Raw genomic sequence first — 26,646 nt, 5'->3', positions numbered from 1 at the left:
CACCTCAGGGCGCCGACCCCGGTACGCCCTGGCACGAAGGATGACGCCCTCCATTGCCGTGGAACTGATGCCGTCACGGCCATCAACGGTGGCCAGCCTGCGAGGCGCCGCGGCGGCGTTGACATGGGCCCGTGATTGGTGAACCGTTTCACCGGATGGACGGGTGGCGTCCGCGAAAGGCCATGGTGCTTGCTGGGCATGACAGAACCGGATCCCAAACCGTTCGCCCGTCGCGTCACGATACGGGACGTGGCCCGCCGGGCCGGCGTGTCCGTGGGCACCGTTTCCCATGTTCTCAATGGCAGCAAGGCCGTGTCTGACGGCACGCGGCGCGCGGTGACTTGTGCGGCGGATGACCTGGGATATCGGCCCAACACGATGGCACGCTCCCTGATCTCGCGGCGCGCCGTCCCCGGGCGTCCGGCCCGGGCCGACCTGCCACGGCTGATCTCGGTGGGATACATTTCCATCGACTACATGGTGATGCTGGGCAACGCGCCCCAGTCCGGCGAGCGCGTCACCTCCGACGGCATTACCAAGATGCTGGGCGGGCCCGCGGCGAACGTCGCCGCCTTCGCCGCAGCCGGAGACCCCCCCGCACGCATCGGCGTCGAGATGGTCACCCAGCTCGGGCGCGACGACGACAGCCTTTGGGCGCTGGAGCAGCTGTCCGAACGGGGCGTCGACCCGAGCGGCGCGCTGCAGGCGCCGGGGACGCGCCTTTCGCGGTGTATCGTCATGGTGGAGCCGGGCGGCCGCCGCACCATCATCAACGAACCTTTTCAGGTCCGCGCCGACACGCTGGTCGACCATCTGGCCCGCCGCCCCCCCGGCGAGTTGCCCGTCGTGGTGCATTTCGACGGGTTCCACGCCGACATCGCGCAATCTGCGGAGCCATCGCTCCGCGCGGCGGGGCACCGTATCTCGGTTCATTCGGCGGGGCTGTCGTCGGACTGGCTGACGCTTGACGGGCTGCGCGCCTTGATGGGGTTCTGCGACGTGCTGATGCTCAACCGTGAGAGCTTCGAGGCCATGACCGCCCGCGCCCCCGACCTCGCCGCCGACCCCGGCCGCGCCTTCGGCCCGCCTGGTGGCCATCCCTGCTGCGGGATGCTGGTGCTGACGCGGGGCGCGGAGGGGGCCACGCTGCTTCGGCCCGGCGCGGCGCCGGTGAATTGTCCGGCCCCGCCGGTGGAGGTCGTGGATGCGACGGGGGCAGGTGACGCGTTCACGGGGCTTTTTCTCGCCGGCTGGCTGGCAGGGGACATGGGGGAGGACGCATTGTCGCGGGCGGTTCGGGGCGCCAGCGCCTCGCTCGCCACGATGGGCGCGCAGGGGGCGTTGACGGGCACGCGGGCTTCGGCGGCTGCCGCGGCGGGGGTCTAGGATGGATGCGGACGCGACGGCCCGCCTCCTGTGCGTGGGCGACATCGACATGGACCTGATCGTACGCGTGCCGGCCCCGCCGTCGCGCGACGGTAAGGTGGACGGGCGGCGGATCGCCCAGACGCCCGGCGGTATGGCCGCGAACGTTGCGGTGGCCGCGCGGCGGCTTGGCACGCGGACGCGGCTTCTGGGGGCGGTGGGCGACGACGCGTTGGGACGCGAAGCGCTGGCGGCGCTGACGTCCGAGGGTCTGGATCTGAGCCATGTGGCAACGCGGCACGGCGAGGCGACGTTCTTCTGCGTGATCCTCGTGGACGACGAGGGGGAGAAGTCGCTGGTCAAGGTGATGAGCCCGGCCTTCCTGCCGCGCGCCGACGAGATCATGGCAGCGGCTTTCGCGGGCGTGGCCCATGTCCACCTGACGGTGGCGCGGGCCGATCCGGGTCTGGCGGTCGCGGCGATGGCGCGGGCTGCGGGGGCCACGCTGTCGCTGGACCTCGAGGCCGCAGACCTGCCTGCCGACCTGCCGCAGGGGGGCGGCGCGCTGGCGGACCTGCTGGCGAGCGTCGACCTGTTGTTCGTCAGCGACCGGAGCCGCGCGGCGGTGGAGCCGGTGCTGGGCCCGCTGACCTCCGAGGGGCGGGCCGTGATTACGACGCGCGGGCGCCAGGGCGCCATGCTGGAGCGGAGCGGCACCCGCACGCAGATCCCGGGCCACCGCGTCCCCGTGACAGATACGTCCGGCGCGGGCGACGCCTTCGCGGGTGCGTTCCTGTCGGCGATGCTGGACGGCGCGGACGACGCCACGGCCCTGTGCCGGGCCAACGCGGCGGCGGCCCTTTCCACGCGGGCTTACGGCGCGCAGGCAGGCGCGCCCACCGCCGCCGAGATGGCGGCGTTTCTCGATGTGGACGGGGTGCGGGATGCCTGACAGACGGTTCGACTACGTCGCGCAGGCGCAGGCGCGGGGCCATCCCGCACCCGACGCGGAGACGATGCAGGGGCTACTGGATATCGTCGACGAGGGGACGCTGGGCGCGTCGAACCATGTCGCGCTGGCGCTACCTCTGGTGGCGCGGCTGGCCGCGATGGAGCGGGCGACCGCGCGGGACGAGGCACTTTCGCTGGCGCGGTTCATCGCGGAGACGCGGGGGCAGGGGGCACCTATCGTGGCGAACGCCCTGTCGTGGCAGATCGCGGGCGCGGATGGGATGAACCCGTCCGCCGCCGCCAACCTGCTGCGCACACGGGCCGCCGAATGGGACGTGGCCGCCGCCACCCGCCGCCGCGATCTGATTGCGGCCGGGGCACGGGCGCTGTCCGGGATGCGCGCACCGTTGATCTTCGACTATTCCAGTACCGTGGCCGATCTTGTGCGCGCCTCTGCCGCGCGGCTGGACCGGATCGTCATTCCCGAAAGCCGCGCCATCGACGGGGGGCGCCGCTACATGACCGCGCTGGCCGATCTGGACGTGCCGATCCTGTTCCTGCCGGATGCGGCCATCGACCATGCGATGGCCCGGTCGGATGCGGTGCTGCTGGGCGCGGAAAGCGTGTCGCGGGACGGCGGCATCGTGAACACGATCGGCTCGATCATGACCGCGCGGACGGCGCGGGCGCATGGCGTGGCGGTGCATGGGGCGGCGGACCTGTTCAAGGTGGGCGACCGGGACGCCACCGACCTGCCGTCGCCCGCGGCGCGCCGCTACGACGGTCTGCTGCGCGCGGGCGAGGTTGCCTCGACCGAGGCGCCGGAACTGGAAGTCGTGCCGCCCGCCCTGATCACCTCGATCCTGACGGAGCGCGGGCCGGTGGCGCCCGACGGTCTGGCCGCCCTGTGCCCCGATGCCTGACCCGGAGCCGCCCATGACCCCGACGGAAAGCCATGCCTTGATGCAGCGCGAACTGGACGCGCAGCCGGAGCTTCTGCCCGCCATCGCCGCCCGCCTGACCGGAGCCGTGCGCGATCTGCGCCCCGCGCCCGGCACGACCGTCTGGTCTGGCGGCTGCGGCGACAGCTTGTTCGCGGCGCGCGCGGTGGCGCGGTTGTGGCGGGGGCAGGGCCTCGACCTCCGGCCTGCCAGCGCAGCGGAAATGCTATGGGATGCGCCGATTACGGCACGCGACCTCGTCGTGGGGATCTCCATCTCCGGTTCGACCCGGCGCACGGTCGACGCGGTGCAGGCCGCCGCCCGGACGGGCGCGCGGACGCTGGCGGTGACGATGAAGTCCGACAGCGCACTGGCGCAGGTGGCGGACGCGGTGCTGCCACTGGACTACGAACCGATCAGCCGGGCAATCCCCCATGGGCTGGACTACCACGTGACGGTGCTCGCGCTCGCGGCGCTCGCGGGCGATTTGGATGCGGATGCCATCGGCACGATAATCGCGGCGCGCACGTCCGCCCACCTGGACACGGCGCGGGCAGTGGCGGCGGGGCTGCCGGATGCGCCGCGCTTCGTCTTCCTGGGCTGCGGCGCGGCGCTCGGCTCGGCGGAATACGGGGCGGCCAAGATGCACGAGGCCGGCGGCCTGCCCGCCTGGGCGTTCGAGGGCGAGAACGTGGCCCATGGCGCCCAATTCATGCTGCGCCCGGGGGATCACGTCATGCTGTGCGGCGATGGCGGCCCTGGCGATGCGCGGACGCTGGCGCTGCGCCACGGGTTGGAGCGGCTGGGCGTGACGGTGGGGGCGGCCGGCTTCGACGACGGCCACCCGCTCCTGGCCGCGCTCGACGCCGGGCTGGCCTGTCAGGCGCTGTGCCTCGCCGTGGCCGAGCGGCTGGATCTGGACGTGACCGACCCCGGGCGGGGGACGGCGGCGGCCGAGGTGCAGCGCGACTGGTTCGGCTGGCAGGGCTAGGCGCGTCGGGCGCGCGCGCGCAGTCGGTCGCCCACGGCATTGTCGGCGACGACGCTGCCGATGAGCAGGATACCGATGGCGGCGAGCTGCCACGCCTGGGATATGTTCGCCAGTTGCAGTGCCACCTGAAGCGTCGTGATGATCAGGATCGCCAGTACCGTGCCGGAAATGCGCCCGATTCCGCCGAAGATATGCGCTCCGCCCAGCACGGCGATGGTCACGGAAAGCAGCTCCATCCCCTCGCCCGCGTCGGGACGGGCGGCCTGGAACCAGGACAGGGTCATGATCGCGGCAAGCCCCGCGATGGCCCCGCTAAGGCAATACAGGCCGAATCGGAGCCGCCAGACCGCGACGCCCGACAGGAAGGCCGCGCGTTCGTCGTTTCCGGCAGCGTAGATGTGACTCCCGGTGCGGGTGTGCGACAACAGGACATGCAGCGCGATCGCCAGCGGGATGAACACCGCCCAGACGTGGATCGGCACGCCGATCAGCCGACCCTGCGCCAGCGTACCGAACCAGTCGGGAATGCCGCCGATGGGCGCGCCGCCGGTCAGGGCCAGCGCCAGCCCGGAATAGGCGAAGAAGGTGGCCAACGTGCCCATGAGAGACGGCACGCCCAGCACGCAAACCAGCACGGCGTTCACCGCGCCCAGGATCGTGCCGAGCCCGAGGCCCAGCAGGCAGGCCAGCAACAACGGAACGCCCGCGCCGAACATCGCCGCGATGGCCAGCCCGACGAGCGACATGATCGCGCCGATGGACAGGTCGATCCCCGGCCCGCCTGACAGCATGACAAGGGTCTGTGCAAGGCCCAGAACGCCCAGGACGGGGACGTATTGCAGCAGGTATCCCACCGTCGAAGCCTGAAGGAAGGACGGCGACAACACGGAGCCCAGGGCCGCGACGGCGACGAGAAGGCCGGCGAGGAACAGAAGGCGCTGGTTCAGAGGGTCGCTCATCCGGCGCGCCTTTCCTCGATGGCGTCCAGCACCAGTACGACGATCAGAAGGCCGCCGATGACGACGGTTTCCCACAGGGACGAGACGCCGATCTGGACGAGGCCGTTCTGGGTCATCTTGATGAAGACAACGCCCATCAGCGCGCCCAGCAGCGACCCTGTGCCGCCGCGGATGTTTGCGCCGCCCAGGATGGTGGCGGCTATGGCTTCGAGTGCGATGTTGGTGCCGATATTGACCTCGACGTTGCGCAGACGCGCGACATAAAGGATGGCGGCCAGGCCCGCGAAAAGGCCGAGCAGCGCGTACGCCTCGATCTTGGTGCGGTCCACGCGGATCCCGACCAGACGGGCCGCGCCCTCGTCGCAGCCGATCGCCACGACCCGCTGTCCCCAGGGCATCCGCCGAAGCAACGCCCATGCCACAAGGTAGACGCCCGCGATGATGAATACCCCCGACGGGACGCCGAACACGTCGCCCAGCACCAGGAACGACAGGGTGTTGGGCAGGCCGCTGATCCAGACGCCCCCGATCACGAGGAACAGGACGGCGATGAAGATATACATCGTGCCCAGCGTCGCCACGATGGGCGGCACCCGGGTGCGCGCGATCACCGCGCCGTTCATCGCCCCCAGCGCGGCGCCCGCCGCGAGGCCCACGGGCACCACGATCCAGTCCGGCATCCCCATCTGGTAGGCGCGTCCGATCAGGACCGCCGACACCGCGAGGATGCCCCCCACGCTGACGTCGATTCCGCCCAGGATGATGACGATGGTCATGCCCGCGCAGATCACCGCCAGATCGACGGAGTTTCGCAGGATCGTCGTCAGGTTGCGTTCGGTCAGGAAGAATTCGGACTGGCTGGCGAAGACCGCGATCAGCACGACCAGCGCCACCAGCAAGAGCCCCTCTCGCCCGATGCGAACCGGGCGGGAGGGGCGCTTCGACGTGGGGGCGACCTCAGAAGTCAAATTCGTCGACGTTCTCGGCGGTGAAGACCGCCGGCGGCCCCAGCAGGATGATGTCGTTCTCGGGCAGGAAGCGGACGGGATCGTCCAGCCCCTCGACCGTCAGGTCGCCGTCGATGGTGCCGCCCGAGGCCAGCTGGTTGCCGACCCAGACGGTAAGGTAGCCCAGATCGGCCGGGTTCCACAGCACCGAGAACGGCATCGCGCCCGACTTGATGTAGTCGCGGGCGGTGTTGGGCGAACAGAAGCCCGCGGTCAGGACCTCGCCCGTCATGCCCGCCGCCTCGACCGCCTGCGCGATGCCGGGGCAGGTGGTGGACGCCATGCCGAGAACCGCCTTGAGATCGGGGTTGCGTGTCATGGCGTCGGTGGCGAACTGATAGGCGCGCTGCGCCGTACCGTCGGTATGATCGACCGATACGATCTCGATGTCGGGATAGGCCTCGGCGGCGCGCGCCTCGATCGCGGCGATCCAGTTCTGCATCGAGGAGATCGTGGGTGAATCGGAGACGATGGCGATCTTGCCGCTCTCGCCGATGCGGTCCGCGGCCTCGTTCAGCAGCGTCTCGCCCAGATCCTGGTCCAGCGCCTGGGCCACGAAGAACTGCCGGTCGCTGCCGGGCGCGTCGGCGTCGGAAGTCAGCACGACGATCCCCGCCTCGATGGCGCGGGAGATGGCGGGCTTCAGCGTCTCCTCGTCCAGCGGCGAGATGGCGATCACGTCGAAACCCTGGTTGACGAAGCTTTCGAAGATCCGGAGCTGATCGGCGGCGTTGGTGCTGGTCGGACCTTCCTGCACGTATTCCACGCCCAGAGCCTCGGCGGCGCGCTGGGCGCCCTCCTCCATGGCGATGTAGTAGGGAATGCCCGCGATCTGCGGGATGAAGGCGATCTGGGTCGTATCGTCCTGTGCGGCGACCGGCAGGGCCGCCAGGGTCAGGGCGACGCCGCCCGCGATGGTTGCTCTCAGTGACATGGTCTCTCTCCTGTTGGGTCTGGTTCAGGGGGAGGGGGCCGGTTCGACCCGCTCTTCGCTCACCACCGCGCCGGTGATATGGGCCACCACCTCTTCTGGGGTGGTGCGCGCGGTCTCCAGAAGCCCCGTCCTCCGCCCGCGCCGGAGCACGGTAATGCGGTCCGAGACCTCTAGGACGTCGCCTACGTTGTGTGAGATCAGGATCACGGACTTGCCCTGCTCGCGCAGCGTACGGACGAAGTTCAGCACCTTGCGGACCTCCGCCACGGCCAGCGCGGCGGTCGGTTCGTCCATGATGATGACCTCGGCGTCGATATTGAGGGCGCGGGCGATGGCCACGCCTTGCCGCTGCCCGCCGGAGAGATGTTCGACCCAAGTGTGGATGTCGGGGACCACGACGTCGAGTTCGTTGAGCAGCGCATGCGCCCGGTCGCGCATGGCGCGACGGTCGAGGAATTCCACCCCCGCGATGCGGCGCGTGATTTCCCGCCCTAGGAAGATATTGTCGGCTATGGTCATCTTTCCCGCCAGCGCAAGCTCCTGGAAGATGGTGGCGACGCCCCGCGTCCAGGCGTCCTGCGGCGAGGTGAACCGCACGGGGGCGCCGTCGATCTCGATCACGCCCTCGTCGGGCATGTGTGCGCCGGCCAAGGTCTTGATGAGGGTCGACTTGCCTGCGCCGTTGTCCCCCACGAGCGCCATGACTTCACCGGGCCGGACGTCGAAGTCGACGCCGTCCAGTGCGACGACACCGCCGAACCGCTTGACGATACCCCGCATGGACAGTTTCGGCATCACGGCTGCAACCTGGCCCCCCGTCCGGGTTTGAAACGTTTCACTAGCCTTGATCGTCGTGAGTCCGAGATGTGTTTGTCAACGATTTTCTCATGGCGACGGTCCGAAGCGTCAGGTGGATGTCAGGCCCCGGTCGGCGCCCCGCCGCTGCGCAGCGCACCGGCCCGGGTGTCGAGATGCGCGCGCATCGCCGCGCGGGCGCCGTCCGCATCGCGCGCCTCGATGGCGGCGATGATGGTCATGTGTTCGGCATGGGAGGCCCGCATCGAGGCCTCATCCCGCCCGCGCGCGCGCAAGGCGATCCAATCGGGGTCGGAGCGAATGCGATCCAGCAACGAGAACGCCGTCAGCAGCGGCCGGTTGCGGGCGCATCGCGCGATGAGGCGATGCAGCGACCCGTCCCAGAGCTCGATCGCCGCCGCGTCGTCGGCCTCCAGCCGCCGCTGTGCCAGCGCGCGCAGGCGAAGCGTCTCGCCCGGCTGCATGCGCTGCGCGCAGAGGGCGGCCAGCTCCGGCTCGATGCACAACCGCGCCTCCATCACCTCGAGCGCGTTCGTCTCGGTCATGACGGCGGCCGCCAGATCGCTCAGCGGATCGTCGGGCTGGCCGGCGAAGGTCCCGCGGCCCTGCTGCCGCCAGACGAGGCCCTCGTCTTCCAGCGTGTCGAGCGCGTGGCGCACCGAGCGGCGGCCCACGCCAAACCGCTCCGCCAACTCCCGTTCGGTGGGCAGACGCCCGCCTTCGCCCAGGCCTCCGCCGGAGGCGATCAGCTCCAGCAGGCGGGCGCGTAGGCCGGCCTCCGTGCTGTCGCCGCCGTCCTTCACTCGTACTCGACCGCTCGCGACCGGCTGGGCCGGCCCTCGGCCTTTCGCCGCGCCTCCGCGGCGGCGATGGCCGCGTCGATGCCCTCGCGGATCGGGTGGCCGGAAAAGCGATCCTCCGTCGGCATGCCCTCGGAGAACGGTACGTAACGCTCCTGCGCCACGTCCCATAGGCGTCCCAGCTCGGACAGTGGGTCGGCGTCGTCGTCCGCGCGCAGGTCCAGCCAGGCATGCGCCTCCCCCCGATGGATCGTGAGGCCCGCCGCCTGGCGTCCCCGCCTGTCGCCGCCCGCCGCTTCGCCCGCGCGCATCGCGAACAGCAGCCGTTCGGGGAAAGGCTTGCCCCCGCCGGCCGCATACGCCTCGGAGGTCGCTTCGATCACGTTCGGACCGGTCAGCATGTTGCCCGCCACGGAATGATCCTCGCGGATGAGGTGGCCGGCCCAGTCGACGCAGTCGGCACCGGTATGGGCGGCGAAGCGGCCTTCGGCATCCATCAGATGGGCCTGCCGGATCGCCCGGCCCTCGTCGCGGGCCACGAGGTCGGCCAGCACGGCCTCGGCCCCCTCGCCGGCCTCCATCCGCGCGCGGCCTTCGGTGCCCCAGACCGGATTGCAGAACGCCTGGGAGGCCACCGCGACCCGCCCCGAGAGGCAAGGGACGACGGCGCCGCAGGCGAAGAACTTGCTGGCGACGATCAGGCCGATGGCACCGTCGTCGTCGCGTCCGATCAGGGAGAAGGTCATCGGCCCACCGCATAGGCTTGCATCAACCGGGGCGTCGCGGCGGCGCGAAGGGTGCCGTCCGCCTCGCGCAGGGCGGCCGTCAGGCGGCCGACGGTCCACGGCTCGGCCACGGTGACGATATGGCCCCGTGCACGCAGCTCGTCGATGACCGCCTCGCCCACGGCCGGCTCGATCATCATCTCGCCGGGGCGCACTTCGCGCGGGAAGAACGAGCCCTGAAAATGCATCGAATGGAAGAGCGGCTGATCCATCCCCTCCTGCAGGCCCAGCCCATGATGGACAAAGCGGAGGAACCAGATCAGCTGCCATTGGTCCTGCTGGTCGCCGCCGGGGGTTCCGAACACGAGGCGCCGGCCGTCCTTCTCGGCAAGGCTGGGCGTCAGCGTCGTGCGCGGGCGGCGGCCCGGGGCCAACGAAGTGGGCAGCCCCTCGTCCAGCCAGAACATCTGCGCGCGCGAGTTCAACGGAAATCCGAGACCGGGGATCACCGGGTTCGACTGCAGCCACCCGCCCGAAGGCGTCGAGGCGACCATGTTGCCCCAGCGGTCGATGATGTCGAGATGGACCGTATCGCCGCGCTTTTCGGTGAGGTGCGACATGGTGGGTTCCTGGGCGGCCACGCGGCCCACGCCGAAATCGCGGGTCGCACGGTCGAGATAGGCATCCGCCTGCGCCTCGAAGCCGGGGATACGGCCGGGCCGCTGCTCCGTCGAGGCCTGCGTCCCGATCAGGGCGCGGCGCGCGGCGGCGTAATCTTCCGACAGAAGTTCATCCATCGGGATGTTGCTGTGGTCGGGATCGCCATAGTAGGTCTCGCGGTCGGCATAGGCGAGCTTGACGGCCTCGATCACGGTGTGGACGAACTCGGCGCCGTTGGGGTCCATCGCCCCGAGATCGACGCCCCGCAGGATAGCCAGCGCCTGCAACAGGACCGGCCCCTGCGACCAGGCCTGCGTCTTGTGGACGGTCCAGCCGTGATACTCGAGCGTCAGCGTCTCCTCGTAGGTGGCGCGCCAGTCGGCCATGTCGGCCGGGGCAAGGACAGCCCGGTGTTTCGCGTCGGAGACATCCAGGACCTCGGCATCCGCGAGATAGTCGAAGATCGCCTCGGCCACGAACCCTTCACGCCATTGCCGCCGCGCCTCGTCGATGCGGGCCTCGCGGGTGTCGCCGTCCGAGGATGCGAGACGGTCGTAGGTTGCCGCGAGGTCGGGGTTGCGGAACAGGGCGTGGGGTTCGGGCACCGCGCCGCCGGGGGTCCAGACTTCGGCCGAGCTGGGCCAGTGTTCCGCGAAGAAACCGGCAAGCCCCTGGATCGTGTTCGCCACGCGCGGCAGCACGGGATGCCCGTCGCGCGCGTAGTCGATGGCCGGGCGCATCACGTCCGAGATCTCCATGATGCCGTGATCGCGCAGCATCAGCATCCAGCCGTCGAACGCGCCGGGCACGACCGTTGCCAGAAGGCCCGATCCGGGGATCAGCGACAACCCTTCGGCACGGTAATGCTCGATCGTGGCGGCCGCGGGGGCGGGCCCCTGCGCGCAGAGCACCTCGGTCCGCCCCGTTTTGGCGGAATGGAAGATCGCGGGCATGTCGCCTGCCGGGCCGTTGAGATGGGGCTCGACGACCTGCAGCGTCAGGGCCGTGGCCACGGCGGCGTCGAAGGCGTTGCCCCCGCGCTCTAGGATGCCCATGCCCACGGCCGAGGCGATCCAGTGCGTCGACGTAGCGACGCCGAACGTGCCGCGTATCTCGGGTCGGGTGGTGAAATCGCTCATCCTTGCCTCGGTTCAATGTTCGCGCGGGTCTAGCGCATCGCGCAGCCCGTCGCCCAGAAGGTTGAATCCCAGTACGACGAAGAAGATTGAGACGCCGGGCCAGAGTGCCATCCACGGCGCCTGGTTGAGAAAGTTCTTGGCCGTGTTCAGCATCGACCCCCAGGACGGCGCCGGCGGTTGTTGCCCCAAGCCCAGGAAGGACAGCGACGCCTCGGCGATGATGGCCGTCGCGATGGTCAGCGTCGCCTGCACCAGGATCGGCGGCAGGACGTTGGGCAGGATGTAGCGCGACAGGATACGCGGCACGGGCAGCCCGATGGCCCGCGCGCTCTCGACATAGTCCTCGGAGGCGACGGCGATAACCTGCCCGCGGGTCAGCCGGATAAAGATCGGCGTGGCCGATATGCCGATGGCGATCATCGCATTCGTCAGGGACGGCCCGAGGAACGCCGCCAGCGCAATGGCGAGGATGAGGAACGGCGCCGCCAGGAGCGCCTCGGTGCAACGCGAGATGACGGCATCCGTCCAACCGCCGAAATACCCTGCCACAAGGCCCAGCGGCACCCCCAGCATCACCGCGATGCCCACCGACACCACACCGGCCAGCAGCGACGCCTGTGCGCCCCAGATCATGCGGGACATCACGTCGCGCCCGATCTCGTCGGTCCCCATCCAGTGATCCCAGCCGGGCGCCTGGCGGACGGCGGACCAATCGGTTGCCGCCGGGTCCGGGATCGGCAAAATCGGCGCCAGCAGCGCGATGGCAACGAAGAACACCACCAGGCCGCCGCCGAACAGCGCGCTTCGGTGGCGGCGGAACTTCTTCCAGACGCGGTTCTCGGGTTTGGCGGCGAGGACGGGATCGGTCGCGCCGGTGATCGTGGAGGGCGTGGCGGCATCGGTCATGTCATTGCCCCCTCAGGCGCGGGTTGAGCACGAAATAGAGCATGTCGGCCACAAGGTTCATCGCGATGAACCCCACCGCCGTCACCAGCACGATGCCCTGGACCACGGCGTAGTCGCGGTTGAACACCGCATCGACCACCAGCTTGCCGAAGCCCGGGATGGTGAAGATCTGCTCGGTCAGGACCGCGCCCGCCACCAGCTCTCCGAAGAGGAGCGCCGTCAACGTCACGATCGGCGTCAGCGCGTTGCGGAACGCATGGCGCAGCACGACCACCCGCTCGGTCAGGCCCTTGGCCCGCGCGGTGCGGACGTAATCGGCCGAGAGCACCGAGAGCATGGAAGATCGCGTATGCCGCATCAGCGTCGCCGCCAACGCCGTGCCCAGCACGAAGGCCGGCATGATCATGGTGCGGATCGACTGGCCGAAATCTTCCGAGAGCGGCACGTAGCCCGACGCGGGCAGCAGCTGCCATTTCACCGACACCAGCAGGATCAGCATGATGCCCAGCCAGAAATTCGGGATCGACAGGCCCGACAACGCCACGACGTTGGCGACGTAGTCGGTGGCCGTGCCCTTCTTGACCGCCGACAGGATGCCTGCCGGAATCCCAATGGTCAGCGCGAAGATCATCGACATCACCGCCAGCTGGATCGTAACCGGCAGCTTTTCGGCCATCAGTTCGGTCACCGGCTGATTGGTGCGAAGCGAGATGCCCAGATCGCCCTGCAGCGCATTGCCGATCCAGGCGAGGTATTGCCGCCAGATCGGATCGTTCAGGCGATACTTCTCGCGCAGGAATTCCAGCACCTCGGGGTCCCGCTCCTCGCCCGCCAACACGAGCAGCGGATCGCCCGGCAGCAGCTTCTGCAGCAGGAACACGAATATCGAGATCAGGAAGATGGTCGGCACCGCGATCAGGATGCGGCGCAACAGAAACAGCAGCATGGGCGACACCGAACGCAGGAACGGGAACCCCCGCGCCGTGACCGGCGCGGGGGGCGGGGATCACTCCTCCCAGGTGACGCCTTCCAGGCGGATCATGCCGTCCGGATAGGGCACGAAGCCCTGCAACGCGTCGTCATAGGCCCAGATCCAGGTCTGGTGGTAGAGAAACAGCCGCGGCAACTCCTCGAGCATGATCGCCATCGCGTCGTCATAGGCGGCCTTGCGCGCCTCGAAGGTCGTGCCGACACGGGCTGCGTTCAGAAGCTCGTCGACACGCGGATCGGAAAACCTCGAGTCGTTGATGCCCCCGTCGGTGGTGGCGAACTGGTGGTTGTTCCCGTCGGGATCGACCCGGCCCGACCAACCGACCTGGCTGGCGGTGTAGTCACCGGCGGACTGGTCGGCCAGCAGTGTCGCGAACTCCTTGGACACGATCGAGATGTCGATCCCCGCCTCGGCGGCCATCGCCTGGACCACCTGCATCAGTTGCAGCGGCACGGTCGTGTTGGGGACCTGCACCTCCAGCTCGAGGCCGTCGGGATAGCCCGCCTCGGCGAGCAACTCGCGCGCGCGCTCCACGTCGCGACCCTCGACCGGCAGGTCCGAATTGTACCACGGCGAGGTCGGCGGGAAGGACTGGTTGCCCGGCGCGAAGGCGCCGTCGAACACGACCTGGTTGATCGCCTCGCGGTCGATCGCATAGCTCAGCGCCTGACGCAGCCGCGCGTCGTTGCCCCAGGGGTTGTCGCCTCGTTCGCCATTGCCGAGATTGAACGTGATCCCCTGATAGCCCAACGACACCGCGCTATCGACGACGATGCCGTCATCGGCCTCGGCCTGCGCCAGATCGGTGGCGGCCAGGCGCTCCAGCATGTCGATATCGCCCGACTGCAGGTTGGCCAGACGCACGGTCGTGTCCGGGATGGGAAGGAAGGTGACGCTATCGAAATGGATGGCATCCGCGTTCCAGTAGTCGTCGAACTTCGTCAGCACGATCCGGTCCTGCGCGACGCGCTCTTCGAAGGCGAACGGACCCGAGCAAATGGGGTTCAGGCCAAAGTCGACGCCCGTCTCGTCGAATGCGCTGGGCGACATGATCATGCCGGCGCGGTCGGCGAGCTGCGCCATCAGCGTGGCGTCGGGGCCCGCGAGGTCGAGCGCGATCTCGTACTCACCCAGCACTTCGGTGCCGGTGATCGAGGCCAATTCGGACTTGCGGCGCGATTCCTCGAGGGTCTGCGAGCGTTCGATGTTGCGCGCGACCGCGTCCGCGTCAAAGGGGGTGCCGTCATGGAACAGCACGTCCTCGCGCAGCTGCATCGTGACGCGCAGGCCGTCCTCGGACGTGCTCCAGGAGGTGGCCAATTGCGGCACGATCTCGAGGTCGGGGGTGATGTCCACCAGCTTGTCGCAGAGCGACGCGTAGACGATCCGCCCCACGAAGGTGCGCGACTGATCGGGGTCCAGCACGTCGGCATCGGATTGCAGCGCGATCCGAAGGTCCTTGGCGATCGCGGGCGTCGCGCTCAGCGCGGTCGCGCCGAGCAGCGCCGCGATCAGGGCTGTGTTGAGATGTGGCATGGGTCAGGTCCTCTCGCTTGGGATAAGCCGATGGTGGGTGACGGGGGCGCCCTCGGTCGCCGCGCGCCACAGCGCAAGGCGCGCCTCGGCGGCGGGGCTCCGGCGCACGCCGCCCGCAGGCGGTGCCTCGAACGCGATCTCGGGCCAGAAATGACAGGCGGTGCCGTGCGCGTCCGGGTCATCCCCCAGATCGGGCACCTCGTTGCGGCAACGGTCGCGCGCGTGCGGACAGCGGGTGTGGAAGCGGCAGCCGGGCGGCGGCGCCGACGGGCTGGGCATCTCGCCCATGACGGTCGCGCGGTGGTCCGCCGTCCGGCCCGCCATCGAAGGGATCGAAGCCAGCAGCGCCTGCGTGTAAGGATGACGCGGGTTGGCATAGACCTCTTCGGTGGTCCCGCTCTCGACGATGCGGCCCAGATACATCACGGCCACGCGATCGCTCATGTGGCGGATCACGCCCAGGTCGTGCGCGATCACGATCAGCGTCAGGCCCAGATCGCGCGACAGATCGCCCAGTAGGTTGATAACCTGCGCCTGCACTGACACGTCGAGCGCGGAGACCGGCTCATCCCCCACGATCAGCTTGGGCCCCGAAGCCAGCGCGCGGGCGATGCCGATACGCTGCCGCTGACCGCCGCTGAACTCGTGGGGATAGCGGTCGCCATGCTCGGGGCGCAGACCCACCTGGCGCAGCAACTCGGCGACCCGGTCGCGCCGGGCCCGGATCGACATCCCCGGTGCGTGAACTTCCAGCGGCTCCCCCACGAGCGCCGCGACGGTCATGCGCGGATTGAGACTGGAGAACGGGTCCTGGAAGATGAACTGCATCTCGCCGCGCAGCGCGCGCAGATCGGCACCCGAGGCGCCGCCCACGTCGCGCCCCTCGAAGGTGACGCTGCCATCCGTCGGATCGGTCAGGCGCATGAGCACGCGCGCCAGCGTGGACTTTCCGCAACCGCTTTCGCCCACGATGGCGAAGGTTTCGCCCCGCCGCACCCGCAGCGACACGTCATCCACCGCGCGCACCAGGGGCGCGGGCTGCAGCCAGCTTCCGCCGCCGAAATGCTTGGTGACGCCCCGCGCCTCGAGGATGATTTCCCCCGTCACGTCGCGACCTCCGCCACGGACACGTGGTGCTCGAGCGGGGCGTAGTGGCACGCGACCTCGTGGCCAGCCCCCGTCCGTGACAGCGCGGGCCGCACCGCGCAGGTCTTCGTGGCGAAGGCGCAGCGCGTGCGGAACCGGCAGCCCCCGGGCATGGTCGCGATCGTGGGCACCGTGCCCGGCACGATGGCCAGTCGTCCGCCGGGTCGGTCGAGTTGCGGCATCGCGCTCATCAGGCCGATCGTATAGGGATGCTGCGGGTCGTCGAAGACGCGCACCACCGGTCCGCGCTCGACGACCTGGCCCCCGTACATCACCGCCACCGTGTCCGCGATCTCGGCGACGACGCCCAGATCGTGGGTGATCATGATCGTGCCCATGCCGGTGTCGTCGCGCAGGTCGCGGATCAGGTCGAGGATCTGCGCCTGGATGGTGACGTCCAGCGCCGTCGTCGGCTCGTCAGCGATCAGGATCTCGGGGTCGTTGGCCAGCGCCATCGCGATCATCACGCGCTGTCGCATGCCGCCCGAGGATTGGTGCGGATACTCGTTCAGACGCTGGCCGGGATCTGCGATCCCGACGCGGTCCAGCATCTTGCGCGCGCGGTCCATGGCCGCGGCGCGGGTGCCGCCGCGATGGCGAAGCACCACTTCCGCGATCTGGTCCCCGATGCGAAACACCGGGTTGAGCGAGGTCATAGGTTCCTGGAAGATCATCGCCATGCGGTCGCCGCGCATCGCCCGCGGCAGCGTCTCGCTCTTCAGATCGAACCGCGCCTCCGCCAGCGTCAGCGCGCCCGAGGAAATTCGCGCGGCCTCCTTGGGCAGAAGCCCCATCAGCGCCATGGCGGTTACGCTCTTGCCGCACCCGCTCTCGCCCACGACCGCGAGGACTTCGCCACGCCCGACCGCGAGCGACACGCCGTCCACCACATCGGCCGCCTGCCCACGGAAGCGCAGCGACAGCCCTTCCAGCGACAGGAGCGGCTGGTTCTTCGTATTCAGGTCGGTCTCGATGTCTGCCAGCCTTCCCTCACCCCGCCCCCGATCGACGAATTTGCCTGCGAACCAATTTCGTATTGGTTCAGCTTGTCGAACGTGACGCTCACGTCAAGGGGAGACCTCGGTCGTACCGCGGGATGGACGAGCGCCGTCCGCCGGCTTCCGGGACAAATCGACGTTCTTGAGGCCCGAGATCAGAAATGCACCATGACGCGGCGTGGCGCGGTTCCTCGACGTCCTGCCCATGACCCCCTGGCAGCATCGACTCCGGCGACAGACGACGGAATGCCGATCACATGCCCCGTGACCCCACGCTTCCCTTATCCGGCGAACTTGGTGCCCGGATAGGTCAGGTACGCGCCCGGGTCGCGCGGGTCCCGGCCGATGCCCGCCAAGATCCCCACCTGGCTGCGAGAGCGGCCATGGCGCCAGACGAGGTCGGACAAAGCCTCGCGCAGCGGACCTGTCCGCCCCTCGTCGAGGGCAGCGCGGATGTCGGGGCGGTCCGTGTCCAGATGGGCCATCAGTTGCGCCGCTGTGGCGTTGCCGATTGTATGCCTTACTGCGACTTCTGCCGAAAGCGGACGTATTGAGGGGCATAGGCAGAGGTCCGCAAGGCGGACGAAGCGGTCGTTGACGATCTGGTTTCGAATGACTGCTTTGGATCGACCAATAGAACTCGGAAACAGGGCTCAAGTCCCTGTGCTCTCCCGTAAACTGGGCGCCTACGACATTGATTGTTTTGAACCAAAGCGACCAACCGGGAGTTTGCCAATATATCGGACTTCCCCGCTCGATTTCAGATTGAAGCGATCACGGTCTTTTCTCGAACCAAGGATACTTCAATGCTTCTCAAACCGAACACGTTCCCGATTGCCCTGACGCTTTCGTTTGTCCTCCCACTCGCTGCACAGGCAGATGTTTTCGCTGACAGATTGGGTCAAACCGAGTTGCATGATGCTTCAATCGAGCACGCTCCAAACGATGGTGTCGTCAAGCTGTATGGCGCGGGTGGACCGCATACGGCATTTCGTCAAGTGGCCGATGTCTGGGAAGAGATGACAGGCAACACCGTGGAAGTGGTCGCTGGCCCTGAAGCGGCATGGACGGCAGATGCGCAAGCCGATGCAGACATTCTGTGGGGCACCGCCGAGCAGGCGATGACCGCGTTTTTGCTCACCTATCCAGCCTTCGATCATGACAACGTCGAGCCGATCTATCTGCGGCCCGCTGTCATCGCCGTGAAAGCCGGAAACCCGTTGGGGATCGATGGGTTTGAAGATTTGCTAGCCGATGATGTCAAGATCATCGTGACCGAAGGGGCTGGCGTATACAACACGTCCGGTACCGGCGTCTGGGAAGACGTTGCTGGTCGCCTTGGCAGACTGGACGATATTGCGAAGTTTCGCAGCAATATCGTGGCCTACGCGCTCGGTTCGGGCGCGAGTTATCAACAGTTTGTCGATCAAGATGCTGATGCTTGGATTACATGGCCAAACTGGCCAATCACGAAAGACGATCTCGAGATGATCGAAATGTCGGAAGAACGCGTTATTTATCGCGATGTCAGCATCGTCATTTCACCGAACGCCGATCCAGAGGCGCAACAGTTTGTGGATTTTCTCGTTTCAGGTGAAGCACAGGACATTATGGCAACGGAAGGTTGGCAGCGCTGACAAATTACGGGCAATCGGAAGGCGGACAAAGTGTGACAACGCCGTAACCGGACGTTCATTCTCGGCGCAGCATCGGTCTATCTGGGCTCGAAGCAGACCTTCGCCGCATTTTCTGCCAACGACCGCTCTTGAGACGTAACGAGCGGCGCCGTTCGCGTCAGTTCTGTCAAGTTCACCACACGGTTGGAAGACGATCGCGATGGCCAGAAGTCGTAGACTATCCGGCACGTATCATCAAAATGCAGGATGGTGGAGCCTAGGGGAGTCGAACCCCTGACCTCTTGCATGCCATGCAAGCGCTCTACCAACTGAGCTAAGGCCCCTGACCGGCCTGCGATCTAGGACAGGCCCGGTGGCTGCGCAAGCGGAAAATCCGCCCCCGCCGCCGTCATCGCGCGGCGGCGATCACTCGTCGTCGTCGTCCCCGCCGACATCGGCGATCTCGTCCAGCGAGACGGTATCGCTGTCGTCATCATCGTCGAGAACGACGTCCGTATCGTCCTCCTCGGTGTCGTCCTCCTCCAGCTCGACATCGTCGTCATCGAGCAGCAGATCGTCGTCGGCCTTGGCCTTCTTGCTGTCGGCGTCATCCTTGTCGGCGACCAGGATCCGGGTCTTGGTTCCGGTGTCGACGTTGACTGCCTCGCCCGTATAGGGGCTGACGACGGGCGAACGGTTCATATCGTAGAAGCGCTTGCCGGTCGTCGGGCAGACCCGCTTGACGCCCCATTCTTCCTTCGGCATGTCGGTTCCTTCATCTCGTCCAGGCGCGGCCGCGCCGTGCGCCCCGGGTTCCGGGAATTGGGGGCGGATGCCACAGCGCGCAAGGGGTGGCAAGCCCCGAGGGAGGGGCGCATGTCCGACACGCTCGCGGTGCCCGGCGCACCTGAAATCGCCGTGATCCTTCGCAGGACGGCGCGGGCCCGGCGACTGTCGCTGCGGGTCGGCCGCTCGGACGGGCGCGTCACCCTGACGCTGCCGCCCTGCGCATCGCTCGCAGAGGCGCGGGCCTTCGTGGCCACGCAGGCGGACTGGATCCGTCGCAACGTGGCCGCCGCGCCCGCGCCGCGCATGGTGCGGGTAGGTGGTACGCTGCCGTTGTTGGGGCGGGAGGTCCCGGTGATCGCGGGCCCCGGCCGATCGGCGCGCTATACCGGCGCGGCGATCGCGGTGGCGGATGACGACCGGGCCGGTCCGCGCGTGCGGGCGCTGATGCGGACCATGGCCCAGACCCATCTGCGCGCGGCGGTCGACCGGCACGCCGCGGCTCTGGGGCGAGAGCCGTCGCGCATGACGCTGCGCGACACGCGCTCGCGCTGGGGGTCGTGTTCGATGCGCGGAGAGCTGATGTTCAGCTGGCGCCTGCTGATGGCCCCGCCGGAGGTGCTGGACTACGTCGCCGCGCATGAGGTCGCGCATCTGGCGCATATGGATCATTCGGTGCGATTCTGGGCGCAGGTCGCGGCGTTGCTGCCCGATTACGCGGTGCGGCGTGACTGGCTGCGGCGCGAGGGCGCGGCGCTGCATGCGGTGGATTTCGGGGGGCGCTAGGGCCATGGTGGCGCGATGATGCTGAACACGTTGACCGATGGGCCGGGGGCGGCGCATGAGCGTCTGTACCGGTCGCTCCGCAGCCGTATCATGCATGGCGAACTCGCACCCGGCGCGGCGTTGACGCTGCGGGGGATCGGGCGCGACTACGGCGTCAGCATGACCCCCGTGCGCGAGGCGCTGCGGCGGCTGGTCGCCGAAGGGGCGCTGTCGCTTTCGGCCTCGGGCCGGGTGACCACGCCGGCCTTGTCGAACGAGCGGATTGAGGAACTTGCCGCCCTTCGGTCGCTGCTGGAGCCGGAGCTGGCGGTGCGCGCGCTTCCTCGGGCCCATCTGGCGCTGGTCGACCGGATGGAGACGATCAACCGCGCCATCGCCGAACAGATCGCGCGCCACGACGCCTCGGGATACATCCGGACCAATCTGGAGTTTCACCGCACGCTCTACCTGCGCGCGCAGGCGCCGGCGATGCTAGCCATGGCCGAAACGGTCTGGCTGCAACTTGGCCCGACGATGCGCGCGCTCTATGGGCGGTTGAACCGCACCGAGCTGCCCAAGAACCATCGCCTCATCGTGGCGGCCCTGCGTGCGGGCGACGAACCCGGATTGCGCCTGGCGGTCCGGGCCGACGTGACGCAGGGCCTGCGCCTGATCGCCGGCTGAGCGGTCGCGGACGTCAGTCGTCGATCATGCGGCTGAGACGACGCAGTTCGCGCCGTCCGACGCCGAGGCCGCGAACCAGCACCCGCAGGAAGCGACGGTCGGACCGCTTCAACGGCCCGTCGACCAGCAGGACCGAGGCGGTCGCATTGAAGATCACCAGCTTTTCCTCGCGGGTCAGACCGGCGCGCATCCAGCGGAAATCCATCGGCAGCAGGACGCGATCGGCCCGGTGCGCCGCCTCGCGCAGATGATCTTTGGTGAAATCCATCCCGGTGGTATCCCGCGCGATCTGATGCGCCCGCGCCAGATGGTCGGGGTCGACCCGGCCCGATCGTATCAATGCGTGGCACATCGCGTCCACGACAAGGAAGCGCGGACCGATCGGAAGGCCGAGGATCTTCTGCCGCATCTGGCGACGCCGGAGGCGCAGCTTGTGCCGGATGGCAACGGCCAGGGCCGCCGCGAACAGGACGACCAGAAGGATCGGGACGACCGGGATCGAACGGAGGGATTCCGCGACCGGGGCCGGCAGCCGACCGAGATCGGGCGGAACCCAGGCGCCCTGCGGGAACGCCGGTCCGGCCGGCAACACGGCCAGCGAGAAAAGGAGGAATGGCAGACGGTACAAAGGGTAATCCGGGAAATGGATGTGGTGTTGGGCAATCCGGGATATCTGTCACGGGAAAGCGGCAGGACCGGGGAAGACCTGCCGCTCGAATATGACTTTCTTCCGGGGTTTACGCGACGGCGCCGCCGCAATCCCGCCCCCGTTCGGCCGGCCGATCAGGCGTGGATCGGGCCGTCGCCGCAGGCCAGCGCGGCCTCGCGCATGGCCTCCGAATAGGTCGGATGGGCGTGGCATGTCCGGGCCAGGTCCTCGGCGGCGGCGCCGAACTCCATGGCGACGCAGACCTCGTGGATCAGGTCGCCGGCCATGGGACCGATGACGTGGCAGCCCAGGATGCGGTCCGTCTGCTTATCGGCCAGAAGCTTGACGAAACCCTCCGCGGCGAAATTGGCCTTGGCGCGACCGTTGCCCATGAAGCTGAACTTGCCGACCTTGTAGGGCCGCCCCTCCTCTTTCAACTGCTCCTCGGTCAGGCCGACGCTGGCGACCTCGGGATGGGTGTAGATGACGCCGGGAATTACGTCGTAGTTCACGTGCCCGGCCTGGCCGGCCAGGATTTCGGCGATGGCCATGCCCTCGTCCTCGGCCTTGTGGGCCAGCATCGGCCCCTCGATCACGTCGCCGATGGCATAGATCCCGTCGACCGAGGTCCGGTAGTCGTCATCGACCGCGATCTGACCGCGGCCGGTCAGCTTGACGCCGAGCGCGTCGAGGCCCAGCCCCTCGGTATGCGGCTTGCGACCGGTGGCGACGAGGACGATATCGGCCTTCAGGTCGTGCTCGGACTCGTCCTTGCGCAGCTTGTAGGACACCGCGGCCTTTCCGCCCTTGGTATCGACCTTCGACACCGCGGCGCCGGTGATGAACTTGAGGCCCTGCTTCTGCAGAAGCTTCTGGAACTGCTTGGCGACCTCGGCGTCCTGCCCCGGCGTGATCGCGTCGAGATATTCGATCACCGTGACCTCGGCGCCCAGGCGGGCATAGACGCTGCCAAGCTCCAGCCCGATGACCCCGCCGCCGACCACGACCATGCTGCCGGGGATCTTGGGCAGGCTCAGCGCGCCTTCGCTGTCGACCACGACCTTGCCGTCGACCTCGATATCGGCGCCTGGGACGGGGGCCACGTCCGAGCCGCTGGCGATGATGACGTGCTTGGCCTCGTGGGTCTCGTCGCCGACCTGCACCTTGCCCGCCGCCGGGATCGAGGCCCAGCCTTTCAGCCAGTCGATCTTGTTCTTCTTGAACAGGAATTCGATGCCCTTGGTGTTCTGTTCGATGACGTCCTGCTTGTAGGACTGCATCTGCTTCCAGTCGACCGATGGCGTCTTGCCCTTGAGGCCCATCTTCGCGAAATTATGTTCCGCCTCGTGCAGTTGATGGCTGGCATGCAGCAGCGCCTTGGACGGGATGCAGCCGATGTTGAGGCAGGTGCCGCCCAACGTGTCGCGCCCCTCGGCCACCGCCGTCTTCAGGCCCAGCTGCGCGCAGCGGATGGCGCAGACATAGCCGCCGGGGCCGCTGCCGATGATGATGACGTCGTATTGGGCCATGATGCCTCCGAAATGGTGCCGGCGTATCTGCCGCGTATTAATCCCGTATCGTCTGCGTTTTGCGCCCGGCGGACGCGAAGCGGGTCAGATCAGGGTCGAGATAACCATTGCGACCGTCGCGAGGAACCCCACGATCCAGATGTAGGACCGCCACGGCCGCCACCCGAACGCATAGGCCGGCACGTAGACGACTCGCGCCGCGAGGTAGATCCAGGCGCAGGCGGCGGTGAAGCCCGTCGCCTGCCCCGACAGCGTGACGAGGACGACGGCGCCGGTGAACAGGATCAGCCCCTCGAAATGATTGCCGAACGCGCGGCCCAGGCGGGCGGTGGCGGGCGACATCGACCGGCTGGGCTCGCTGTCGCGGGCCGACATCGTGTAGCCGGGCCCCAATTCGCGGTTGGCGCCGATGGCATAGGCCACGAACTGCACGGCCTGCAGCAGGATCGCCAGCGCGAGGACGGTCAGTTCGGGCGTCATCGGCGCGCCCGGATCATCATCCAGGTCGTGAAGAGCGAGATCAGGGCATAGCCCCCCGCCAGCCACCACAGCATCGGGTCCGGACCGCGCCAGGCGCGGATCGCGAGGACGAGCACGACGGCGATCCCGACGCGGACGAGCCAGAAGGCGAGGGCACGGGTCGTGGGTGTCATGGCGCGGTCTTCATCCTGTGGCGATCGTCTTCGTGGCCCCTTTTGCCCGCTCGGGGTACCATGTGCCAGTGCGGCGATCTGTCGGGGTGGAGTCGTGGGCGATCAGGCGCGGATTTCGATCGGGGTGCCGTCGGGCACCAGCGACCAGATCTCGCGCATCTGGGCGTCGCTGACGGCGATGCAGCCGTCGGTCCAGTCGCCCATAAGATGCAGCGGCCAGGCCAGCAGGCCCCAGCCGTTGGGAAAGCCGTGGATCATGATGTCGCCGCCCGGATCCTCGCCCGCGGCGGCGGCGCGCGCCCGGTCCGCGGCGTTCGGATAGGAGATGTGCAGCGACAGGTGGAAACGCGATCCGGGGTTGCGCCAGTCGACGGTGTATCTGCCCTCGGGCGTGCGCTCGTCGCCCTGTCGCATCTTGTGGCCGTCATCGCCGTCCTCGCCCAGCCGGATCGGATAGGTCGCGATCACCATCCCTTTGCGCAGCAGGTCCATCCGCCGGCCGGACTTGTCGACGCGGATCAGGTCGGCCCGCGCGTCCTGCGGCACCAGGTCGGGCGGCCCGGCCGGCGCGGGTCCGGGCAGCAGGGCCAGGCAGAGGGCTAGGACGAGGCGCATGGCCCCAATCTAGGCCGCGCGGGCGGCGGACGGAAGGGTCAGGCGGTACGCATGAACCGGGCGTCGATAGGCCCGTCCGTGGCGGCCTCGCGGTCCAGCCAGCCTTCGGCCTTGCCGCGGTCGTTGACCTCATAGAGCGCGGTGACGCCCGGGCCGTCAATGTCGCGCCAGAGTTGAAGGAGGGTGAGGCCCGCGTTCATGCGGGTCTCCGTGTGGGCATCGAAGTCGGCTTTCCATGCGTCGTAGGAGGCGGGCGTGTGATGGGTGAGGAGGTTCATGGGGGCAAAGTCCGTTGAGGTTGGTGGGATGTTTCCCTATCCGGTCTTTGCAAGGTATCCTGAAGAGTACGGAAAGCCTACGTGGCGATAAGATATCACCCAAAACGCGGAACAATTCTGTGTGCCAATTTCGATCAAGGCTTCAAGGCCCCCGAGATGGTGAAACGCCGTCTCTGTATCGTCGTTTCCCGCCCGATAAAGGTTCGTGCTGGTTTGTGCACTGTCGTTCCCTTGAGTACGACGGCCCCTGACCCAGTCATGGGCTATCATTACATGTTAAATGTCCCATTTCCCGTTCCAGAGCCATGGGGAAACCGTCCCCGAAGGGTGAAAGCCGACATGATCTGCGCGGTTGGATTTCACAGGCTCGATCTCTTGCGTTTGAAAAAAGGACGAAAATGGTAAGCGCAGATATCAGACGTCAACGCTTTCCAAGGCTCATCTGAACCAAATTGTGACTTGTATCATGTGCAGCCTTGGAGATCCGCCGTTGACATGACGACTATATCAGCCCATCTGTTCGCATGTCAGGGCAATGCTTCGGTATCCCATTAAGACCCTAACCAGGGCGGCTGGCCGTCGCGACGACTTCAAGTTGCAGGCCAGCCTCGTGGGGCCCGCTCTTACGGGGCCTTTCGCGTGTTCACAAATCCATCAACAGCCGCCGCGGGTCCTCCAGCGCCTCCTTCACCCGCACCAGGAACGTCACCGCGCCCTTTCCGTCCACGATCCGGTGGTCGTAGCTCAGCGCGAGATACATCATCGGGCGGATGACGATCTCGCCGCCGACGACCATGGGGCGGTCCTGGATCTTGTGCATGCCGAGGATGCCCGATTGCGGCGGGTTCAGGATCGGCGAGGACATGAGCGAGCCGTAGACGCCGCCGTTCGAGATGGTGAACGTGCCGCCCTGCATGTCGGCCATCGACAGCTTGCCGTCGCGGGCCTTGGCGCCCATGTCGTTGATCGCCTTCTCGATCTCGGCAAAGCCCATGGCGTCGGCGTCGCGGATCACCGGCACGACGAGGCCGGTGGGCGTGCCGACGGCGATGCCCATATGGACGAAGTGCTTGTAGACGACGTCGGTGCCGTCGATCTCGGCATTGACCTCGGGCACCTCGCGCAGGGCATGGACGCAGGCCTTGGTGAAGAAGGACATGAAGCCCAGCTTCACGCCGTGCTTCTTGAGGAACAGGTCCTTGTACTCGGCGCGCAGGTCCATGACCGCGCCCATGTCGACCTCGTTGTAGGTGGTCAGCATGGCGGCGGTGTTCTGCGCGTCCTTCAGGCGGCGGGCGATGGTCTGGCGCAGGCGGGTCATCTTCACCCGCTCCTCCCGGTCGGCATCACCGGCGGGGCTGGGCGCGCGGGGGGCCGGGCTCGCGACGGCGTCCTTCGCGGCGGAGGCGGCCTTCAGCACGTCCTCCTTCATGATGCGGCCGTCGCGGCCGGTGCCTGTGACCTGATCGGCGGAGAGCCCCTTCTCGGCCATCATCTTCCTGGCCGAAGGCGCGTCCTCGACATCGCCCTTCGCGGCCACGTTGGACTTGGCCTCCTCAATTTCGGCCTTTCCGGCATCGGGGTTGGGCGTCGGATCGACGGCCTTGGGCGCGGCGGGCTTGGCGCCGGCGCCCGCGGTCAGGACGGCCAGCTTGCCGCCGGCGGCGACGGTCTCGCCCTCCTTCGCGATGATTTCGGTCAGGGTGCCGGCGGCGGGGGCAGGCACCTCGACCGAGACCTTGTCGGTCTCCAGTTCGCAAAGCATCTCGTCGGCCGCGACGCTGTCGCCCGCGGATTTGAACCAGGTGGCGACCGTGGCCTCGGTCACGGATTCGCCCAGGGCGGGGACCATGACGTCGACGGTTTCGCCGTCGCCGCCATCGGTGGGCGCGCCGTCTTCGGCGTCGCCGGAGGAGCCGGGTTCGGCCACGGCCGCAGGCGCTTCGTCGGAGGCGGGCGCGCCGGCGCCTTCCTGGATCGTGGCCAGCAGCGCGTCGACGCCCACGGTATCGCCCTCGTTCGCGACGATCTCGCCCAGGGTGCCGGTGGCGGGGCTGGGCACCTCGACGGTGACCTTGTCGGTCTCCAACTCGCACAGCATCTCGTCGGTGGCGACCGCATCGCCGGGCTGCTTGAACCAGGTGGCGACGGTGGCCTCGGTGACGGATTCGCCCAGGGTGGGCACTTTGACGTCGACGGTCATGGG

At 68.0% G+C, this 26,646-nt stretch carries 28 protein-coding genes and 1 tRNA gene; 7 read left to right on the top strand and 22 right to left on the bottom strand.

The window, feature by feature from the left end; all coding sequences use genetic code 11:
- Positions 1-198 precede the first annotated feature (198 nt).
- Genes MWU52_RS11565 through MWU52_RS11550 form a run of 4 tightly spaced genes read left to right on the top strand, consistent with a single transcriptional unit; the run spans position 199 to position 4,248 of the window.
- The gene (locus MWU52_RS11565; protein ID WP_246952176.1) at positions 199-1,386 is read left to right on the top strand and encodes a PfkB family carbohydrate kinase; all 1,188 of its coding nucleotides are present in this window, start codon (positions 199-201) and stop codon (positions 1,384-1,386) included.
- Position 1,387: 1 nt separating this feature from the next.
- The gene (locus MWU52_RS11560) at positions 1,388-2,317 is read left to right on the top strand and encodes a carbohydrate kinase family protein (protein WP_246952174.1); all 930 of its coding nucleotides are present in this window, start codon (positions 1,388-1,390) and stop codon (positions 2,315-2,317) included.
- On the top strand, positions 2,310-3,239 hold the full coding sequence (locus tag MWU52_RS11555; protein WP_246952173.1) for a hypothetical protein: 930 nt from the start codon (positions 2,310-2,312) through the stop codon (positions 3,237-3,239). The genes MWU52_RS11560 and MWU52_RS11555 overlap by 8 nt, the downstream gene beginning before the upstream one ends.
- 13 nt (positions 3,240-3,252) lie before the next feature.
- Positions 3,253-4,248: an SIS domain-containing protein gene (locus MWU52_RS11550; protein ID WP_246952171.1), complete on the top strand. Its 996-nt coding sequence runs from the start codon at positions 3,253-3,255 to the stop codon at positions 4,246-4,248.
- On the opposite strand, the gene MWU52_RS11545 is transcribed toward MWU52_RS11550, so the two are convergent.
- From MWU52_RS11545 to MWU52_RS18100, 13 genes are all read right to left on the bottom strand, one after another.
- The gene (locus MWU52_RS11545) at positions 4,245-5,207 is read right to left on the bottom strand and encodes an ABC transporter permease (RefSeq protein WP_246952169.1); all 963 of its coding nucleotides are present in this window, start codon (positions 5,205-5,207) and stop codon (positions 4,245-4,247) included. The two genes, MWU52_RS11550 and MWU52_RS11545, sit on opposite strands and share 4 nt — an antisense overlap.
- A complete protein-coding gene (locus MWU52_RS11540) occupies positions 5,204-6,100 on the bottom strand; it encodes an ABC transporter permease (protein ID WP_246952873.1) in 897 nt (298 codons plus the stop codon). Before MWU52_RS11540 ends, MWU52_RS11545 begins: the two co-directional genes overlap by 4 nt.
- 64 nt (positions 6,101-6,164) lie before the next feature.
- Positions 6,165-7,148, bottom strand: coding sequence for an autoinducer 2 ABC transporter substrate-binding protein (locus MWU52_RS11535; RefSeq protein WP_246952167.1), 984 nt, complete (start codon positions 7,146-7,148; stop codon positions 6,165-6,167).
- A 24-nt stretch (positions 7,149-7,172) separates the two neighbouring features.
- Positions 7,173-7,943, bottom strand: a complete 771-nt coding sequence (locus MWU52_RS11530) for an ATP-binding cassette domain-containing protein (protein ID WP_246952165.1) — start codon at positions 7,941-7,943, stop codon at positions 7,173-7,175.
- A 122-nt stretch (positions 7,944-8,065) separates the two neighbouring features.
- Complete coding sequence (locus MWU52_RS11525; protein ID WP_246952162.1) at positions 8,066-8,767, bottom strand: FCD domain-containing protein; 702 nt, start codon at positions 8,765-8,767, stop codon at positions 8,066-8,068.
- A complete protein-coding gene (locus MWU52_RS11520) occupies positions 8,764-9,510 on the bottom strand; it encodes a DUF1028 domain-containing protein (protein ID WP_246952160.1) in 747 nt (248 codons plus the stop codon). The genes MWU52_RS11525 and MWU52_RS11520 overlap by 4 nt, the downstream gene beginning before the upstream one ends.
- Complete coding sequence (locus MWU52_RS11515; RefSeq protein WP_246952158.1) at positions 9,507-11,288, bottom strand: gamma-glutamyltransferase family protein; 1,782 nt, start codon at positions 11,286-11,288, stop codon at positions 9,507-9,509. The genes MWU52_RS11520 and MWU52_RS11515 overlap by 4 nt, the downstream gene beginning before the upstream one ends.
- A gap of 12 nt (positions 11,289-11,300) precedes the next feature.
- On the bottom strand, positions 11,301-12,194 hold the full coding sequence (locus tag MWU52_RS11510) for an ABC transporter permease (protein WP_246952156.1): 894 nt from the start codon (positions 12,192-12,194) through the stop codon (positions 11,301-11,303).
- 1 nt (position 12,195) lies between these two features.
- On the bottom strand, positions 12,196-13,140 hold the full coding sequence (locus MWU52_RS11505; RefSeq protein WP_246952153.1) for an ABC transporter permease: 945 nt from the start codon (positions 13,138-13,140) through the stop codon (positions 12,196-12,198).
- Between the two features lie 60 nt (positions 13,141-13,200).
- Positions 13,201-14,721, bottom strand: coding sequence for an ABC transporter substrate-binding protein (locus MWU52_RS11500; RefSeq protein ID WP_246952151.1), 1,521 nt, complete (start codon positions 14,719-14,721; stop codon positions 13,201-13,203).
- 3 nt (positions 14,722-14,724) lie between these two features.
- Positions 14,725-15,828 (bottom strand): oligopeptide/dipeptide ABC transporter ATP-binding protein, encoded by a 1,104-nt coding sequence (locus MWU52_RS11495; RefSeq protein ID WP_246952149.1) that lies wholly within the window; start codon positions 15,826-15,828, stop codon positions 14,725-14,727.
- Positions 15,825-16,745: an ABC transporter ATP-binding protein gene (locus MWU52_RS11490; RefSeq protein WP_246952147.1), complete on the bottom strand. Its 921-nt coding sequence runs from the start codon at positions 16,743-16,745 to the stop codon at positions 15,825-15,827. Before MWU52_RS11490 ends, MWU52_RS11495 begins: the two co-directional genes overlap by 4 nt.
- Positions 16,746-17,146: 401 nt before the next feature.
- Positions 17,147-17,377 carry a hypothetical protein gene (locus MWU52_RS18100; protein WP_348645519.1) on the bottom strand — a complete coding sequence of 77 codons (231 nt, stop codon included), beginning with the start codon at positions 17,375-17,377 and terminating at the stop codon, positions 17,147-17,149.
- A 294-nt stretch (positions 17,378-17,671) separates the two neighbouring features.
- On the opposite strand from MWU52_RS18100, the gene MWU52_RS11480 reads away from it, so the two are divergent.
- On the top strand, positions 17,672-18,502 hold the full coding sequence (locus MWU52_RS11480; protein ID WP_246952143.1) for a substrate-binding domain-containing protein: 831 nt from the start codon (positions 17,672-17,674) through the stop codon (positions 18,500-18,502).
- 247 nt (positions 18,503-18,749) lie between these two features.
- On the opposite strand, the gene MWU52_RS11475 is transcribed toward MWU52_RS11480, so the two are convergent.
- Both MWU52_RS11475 and MWU52_RS11470 read right to left on the bottom strand, forming a co-directional pair.
- Positions 18,750-18,825 (bottom strand) — tRNA-Ala (locus MWU52_RS11475).
- Between the two features lie 82 nt (positions 18,826-18,907).
- A complete protein-coding gene (locus tag MWU52_RS11470) occupies positions 18,908-19,246 on the bottom strand; it encodes a TIGR02300 family protein (protein WP_246952141.1) in 339 nt (112 codons plus the stop codon).
- Positions 19,247-19,357: 111 nt separating this feature from the next.
- Between MWU52_RS11470 and MWU52_RS11465 the strand changes: the two genes are divergently transcribed.
- Positions 19,358-20,053 (top strand): SprT family zinc-dependent metalloprotease, encoded by a 696-nt coding sequence (locus MWU52_RS11465; protein ID WP_246952139.1) that lies wholly within the window; start codon positions 19,358-19,360, stop codon positions 20,051-20,053.
- Between the two features lie 15 nt (positions 20,054-20,068).
- Positions 20,069-20,716, top strand: coding sequence for a GntR family transcriptional regulator (locus MWU52_RS11460; protein WP_246952137.1), 648 nt, complete (start codon positions 20,069-20,071; stop codon positions 20,714-20,716).
- A gap of 13 nt (positions 20,717-20,729) precedes the next feature.
- Here MWU52_RS11460 and MWU52_RS11455 read toward each other — a convergent pair whose 3' ends face one another.
- The 7 genes from MWU52_RS11455 to odhB form a co-directional block, all read right to left on the bottom strand.
- Positions 20,730-21,344: a hypothetical protein gene (locus MWU52_RS11455; RefSeq protein ID WP_246952135.1), complete on the bottom strand. Its 615-nt coding sequence runs from the start codon at positions 21,342-21,344 to the stop codon at positions 20,730-20,732.
- A 155-nt stretch (positions 21,345-21,499) separates the two neighbouring features.
- The gene (gene lpdA, locus MWU52_RS11450; RefSeq protein WP_246952133.1) at positions 21,500-22,894 is read right to left on the bottom strand and encodes a dihydrolipoyl dehydrogenase; all 1,395 of its coding nucleotides are present in this window, start codon (positions 22,892-22,894) and stop codon (positions 21,500-21,502) included.
- 84 nt (positions 22,895-22,978) lie between these two features.
- Positions 22,979-23,374, bottom strand: a complete 396-nt coding sequence (locus tag MWU52_RS11445; RefSeq protein WP_246952131.1) for an MAPEG family protein — start codon at positions 23,372-23,374, stop codon at positions 22,979-22,981.
- Positions 23,371-23,547 (bottom strand): hypothetical protein, encoded by a 177-nt coding sequence (locus MWU52_RS11440; RefSeq protein WP_246952129.1) that lies wholly within the window; start codon positions 23,545-23,547, stop codon positions 23,371-23,373. Before MWU52_RS11440 ends, MWU52_RS11445 begins: the two co-directional genes overlap by 4 nt.
- A gap of 102 nt (positions 23,548-23,649) precedes the next feature.
- Entirely contained in the window at positions 23,650-24,162 is a 513-nt protein-coding gene (locus MWU52_RS11435; RefSeq protein WP_246952127.1) for a L,D-transpeptidase family protein, read from the bottom strand.
- Between the two features lie 38 nt (positions 24,163-24,200).
- Complete coding sequence (locus MWU52_RS11430) at positions 24,201-24,440, bottom strand: DUF3303 family protein (protein WP_246952125.1); 240 nt, start codon at positions 24,438-24,440, stop codon at positions 24,201-24,203.
- Between the two features lie 643 nt (positions 24,441-25,083).
- Positions 25,084-26,643 (bottom strand): 2-oxoglutarate dehydrogenase complex dihydrolipoyllysine-residue succinyltransferase, encoded by a 1,560-nt coding sequence (gene odhB, locus MWU52_RS11425; RefSeq protein WP_246952123.1) that lies wholly within the window; start codon positions 26,641-26,643, stop codon positions 25,084-25,086.
- Between the last annotated feature and the right edge of the window lie 3 nt (positions 26,644-26,646).

Origin of the sequence: Jannaschia sp. S6380 (genome assembly GCF_023015695.1) — a bacterium.
In the GTDB taxonomy this organism is placed as follows: domain Bacteria; phylum Pseudomonadota; class Alphaproteobacteria; order Rhodobacterales; family Rhodobacteraceae; genus Jannaschia.
The sequence above is the reverse complement of the archived record's forward strand: the minus strand, read 5'-3'. Positions and strand labels throughout refer to the sequence as shown.